The organism is Komagataeibacter intermedius TF2 (genome assembly GCF_000964425.1).
Lineage (GTDB): Bacteria > Pseudomonadota > Alphaproteobacteria > Acetobacterales > Acetobacteraceae > Komagataeibacter > Komagataeibacter intermedius.
This window is the reverse complement of sequence record NZ_BANF01000387.1, coordinates 1-4,403: the sequence shown is the minus strand read 5'-3', so window position 1 is coordinate 4,403 and position 4,403 is coordinate 1. Positions and strand designations below refer to the sequence as shown.

2 protein-coding genes are annotated in these 4,403 nt (G+C 66.7%); both read left to right on the top strand.

The annotated features are described in order from the left end of the window. Positions 1–1,223 (top strand): MdtA/MuxA family multidrug efflux RND transporter periplasmic adaptor subunit (locus B7449_RS17680; RefSeq protein WP_048883964.1); only part of this gene is annotated, 1,223 nt, incomplete at its 5' end. 67 nt (positions 1,224–1,290) lie between these two features. Further along, positions 1,291–4,403: efflux RND transporter permease subunit (locus tag B7449_RS17675; RefSeq protein WP_048883963.1), on the top strand; the 3,113-nt coding region annotated here is incomplete at its 3' end.

The following is a 4,403-nucleotide window of genomic DNA, read 5'->3' as shown; positions in this document are numbered from 1 at the left end:
CCCCTCCCCCCCCTTCAGGCACCAGCGCGCCCTCCAGGGGAAGCTCCCGGCGCGGGCGGCGCATCCTTTACCTGGCGGGCGGGGCGCTGGCGGTTGTGCTTGCCGTTGCCTTCCTTCGCCCGCATTCTGGCGGGGGTGGCCACCGGCATGCGGCCAGCGGCGACCAGCCGGTGGCGGTGGCGACCATCGGGCGGGGCGACATGCCGGTGGTGCTGACGGAGCTGGGCACGGTGGTGCCGATCACCAATGTCACGGTGCAGTCGCGCATTGACGGCTACCTCATGCAGGTGCTGTTTACCGAGGGCCAGCACGTCCACAAGGGCGACCTGCTGGCGCTGATCGACACCCGCCCGTATGAGGTGCTGCTGGCGCAGTATGAAGGCCAGCTGGCGCAGGACGTGGCCCAGCTGGAAGCCGCGCGCGTGGACAACGCCCGCTACCAGCGCCTGATCCGGCAGGACAGCGTCGCGGCCATGACCGCGAAGGACCAGCAGTACAAGGTCGAGCAGCTGGAAGGCACGGTCAAGGCCGACCAGGCGCTGGTCGATAACGAGAAGCTGCAGATCACCTACTGCCACATCGTGGCCCCGGTGGATGGCCGCGTGGGCATCCGCGAGGTGGACATGGGCAACTACATCACCGCCGGCCAGACCAACGGCCTGGTGATCCTGACGCAGATGCAGCCGATTTCCGTCATCTTCACCCTGCCTGAAAACGACATCGGCCCCGTCGCCACCCGCCTGCGCGAAGGCACGCCGCTGCCGGTCGAGGCATGGGACAGCGCCAACCTGACCAGGATCGCCACCGGGCAGGTCAGCGTGCTGGACAGCCAGATCGACACCTCCACCGGCACGGTGCGCATGCGCGCGATCTTCGCCAATTCGCAGGAGGAACTGTTCCCCAACCAGTTCGTCAACGCCCGCCTGCTGGTCAGCACCGACCATGACGTCCTGCTGGTGCCCACCAACGCGCTGCAGACCGGCCCGAACGGGCAGTTCGTATACGTGGTCAAGGCCGACAGCACGGTGGAGGTGCGCAACGTGAAGACCGGCCACGCCAACAACACCATGACCGTGGTGACCGATGGCGTGAAGGACGGCGAACGGGTCGTGACCGACGGCGTGGACCACCTGCGCGATGGCGTGAAGGTGACGATCCCCGACGCCACCGCCACCAGCGCCGGGTCCGATGCCGCCCACGGCGGACATGGGAAAAAAGGCTAGACGTGCGCGCCCGTCCGCCCGTTTCCCCGTCTGACCGCCTGCCCCTGCCGCCGCCGGAGATTGCCGCGTGAACCCCTCCCGCCTGTTCATACACCGCCCGGTCGCGACCACCCTGCTCATGCTGGCCATCCTGCTGGCGGGGCTGCTGGGGTATCATTTCCTGCCCGTCTCCGCCCTGCCGGAAGTCGAATACCCCACCATCACGGTGCAGACCTTCTATCCCGGCGCCAGCCCCGACGTGATGGCGACCTCGGTCACCGCGCCGCTGGAGACGCAGCTGGGCGAGATGTCGGGGCTGGAGCAGATGACCTCGCGCTCATCGGGCGGGGCGTCGGTCATCACGCTGCGCTTCGGCCTGACCATGACCATGGACATTGCCGAACAGGAAGTGCAGGCCGCGATCAACCAGGCCAATTCGCTGCTGCCCACCGACCTGCCCGCGCCACCCGTCTATGCCAAGGTCAACCCCGCCGACACCCCGGTCATGACGCTGGGCATCACATCGAAGACGATGCCGCTGACGGAAGTGGAGGATTATGTCGATACCCGGCTGGCGGAAAAGATCAGCCAGATCCCGGGCGTGGGGCTGGTCACGCTGTCGGGCGGCAACCGCAAGGCGCTGCGGGTGCGGGTCAACATTCCCAAGCTGACCTCGTTCGGCATCGACCTTGACACGCTGCGCACGACCATCGGCAACGTCAACGTCAATTCCCCCACCGGCACGTTCGATGGCCCGCAGCGCGCGACCACGCTGCGCATCGACGGGCAGATCACCGGCGTGGACCAGCTGCTCAACCAGGTCATCGCCTACCAGAACAGCGGGCCGGTGCGCATCCGTGACGTGGCCAGCGTGGTGATCGGCCCCGAAAACACCGAACTGGCCGCATGGGCCAACCGCACCCCCGCCCTGGTCATGAACGTGCAGCGCCAGCCCGGCGCCAACGTGATCGCGGTGGTGGACAACATCAAATACGCCCTGCCGCACCTGCAGCAGTCGCTGCCGCCGGGCATCACCATCACCCCCCTGACCGACCGGACCACGACCATCCGCGCATCGGTGGAGGACGTGGAGTTCGAGCTGGGCCTGGCGCTGGTGCTGGTGGTGGGCGTGATCTTCGTGTTCCTGCGCAACGTGCCGGCGACCCTGATCCCCAGCCTGTCGGTGCCGCTGTCGCTGGTGGGGACGCTGGCGGTCATGTACCTGTTCGGCTTCTCGCTCGACAACCTCTCGCTCATGTCGCTGACCATCGCCACGGGCTTCGTGGTGGATGATGCCATCGTGATGATCGAGAACATCGCCCGCTACATCGAAATGGGCGACAGCCGCATGGAGGCGGCGCTGAAGGGCGCGGGCGAGATCGGGTTCACCATCATCTCGCTGACCGTATCGCTGATCGCGGTGCTGATCCCGCTGCTGTTCATGGGCGACGTGGTGGGCCGTCTGTTCCATGAATTCGCCATGACGCTGGCGGTTACCATCATCCTGTCCGCCGTGGTGTCGCTGACGCTGGTGCCGATGATGTGCGCGCGCCTGCTGCATGAACGCGACACCAGACATGCCGAACCGGCATGGTCGGCCGCGGTCGAACGCTGGACGGTCGCGACCATCAATGCCTATGGCCGCGCGCTGGACGTGGTGCTGCGCCACCAGCGGCTGACGCTGGGCATATTCGGCGTGACCCTGGTGCTGACGGGCGTGCTGGCCGTGGTCATCCCCAAGGGGTTCTTCCCGGTGCAGGATACGGGCGTGATCCAGGGGATCTCGGTCATGGCGCAGTCCACGTCGTTCACGGCGATGAAGCGCCACCAGCAGGAACTGGCCGACCGGATCCTGCATGACCCCGACGTGGCCAGCCTGTCCTCCTTCGTGGGCGTGGACGGGCAGAACGTGACGCTGAACCAGGGGCGCTTCCTGATCAACCTCAGGCCGGTGGACAGCCGCACCTCCACCGCGCAGGACGTGGCCACGCGCCTGCGCGCGGAAACGGCGGACATCGCGGGGGCGGACCTGTACCTGCAGCCGGTGCAGGACCTGTCGCTCGATACCTCGGTCGCGGCGACGCAGTACCAGTTCCTGCTGGAAAACCCCGATTACAGCCAGTTCACGACATGGGTGCCGAAGTTCATCGCGCGGCTGCAGCAGGAAAAGGCCCTGTCGGACGTGACATCGGACCTGCAGGCGGCAGGGCTTGTGGCGCATGTCGACCTCGACCGCACCACCGGGGCGCGGTATTCCATCACGCCCCAGACCATCGACAACGTGCTGTATGACAGTTTTGGCCAGCGCCAGATCTCGACCATCTTCACGCAGTCCAACCAGTACCGCGTGATCCTGGAGGCAACCCCAGCCTTCCAGCAGGACATGGGGTCGCTCAACCAGATGTACCTGCCCGGCATCAGCGGCAATGCGGGCGAAAGCACGTCGGGCCCGACACGTTCGCCCACGTCGGGACTGGTGCCGCTGGCCTCCGTCACCACCCTGACGCAGGATACCGCGCCGCTGCTGATCACCCATGTGGGGCAGTTCCCGGCCACGACCGTTTCGTTCAACGTCCGGCCCGGCTACGCGCTGGGGGATGCGACGGATGCGATCGAACGCGCGGCGAAGGACATCGGCCTGCCGTCCAGCTTCCAGACCTCGTTCCAGGGCACGGCGGCGGCGTTCCGCAGTTCGCTGTCCAACGAGGCATGGCTGGTGCTGGCCGCCCTGGTCGCGGTCTATATCGTGCTGGGCATCCTGTATGAAAGCTTCGTCCACCCCATCACCATCCTGTCCACCCTGCCCTCCGCCGGGATCGGCGCGCTGCTGGCGCTGTGGATCACCGGATCGGGGCTGGATGTCATGGGCATCATCGGGCTGGTGCTGCTGATCGGCATCGTCAAGAAAAACGCCATCATGATGATCGACTTCGCGCTGGAGGCCGAGCGGGTCGAGGGCATGACCTCGCTACAGTCCATCCGCCATGCCGCCCTGCTGCGCTTCAGGCCCATCCTCATGACCACGCTGGCCGCCATGCTGGGCGCGGTGCCCATGATGCTGGGCACCGGCACGGGCTCCGAACTGCGCCGCCCGCTTGGCATCGCCATCGTCGGCGGCCTCGCCGTCAGCCAGCTGCTGACACTGTTCACAACGCCCGTCATCTATCTCCTCATGGATGGCATCAGCCAGAAGCTCGCCAG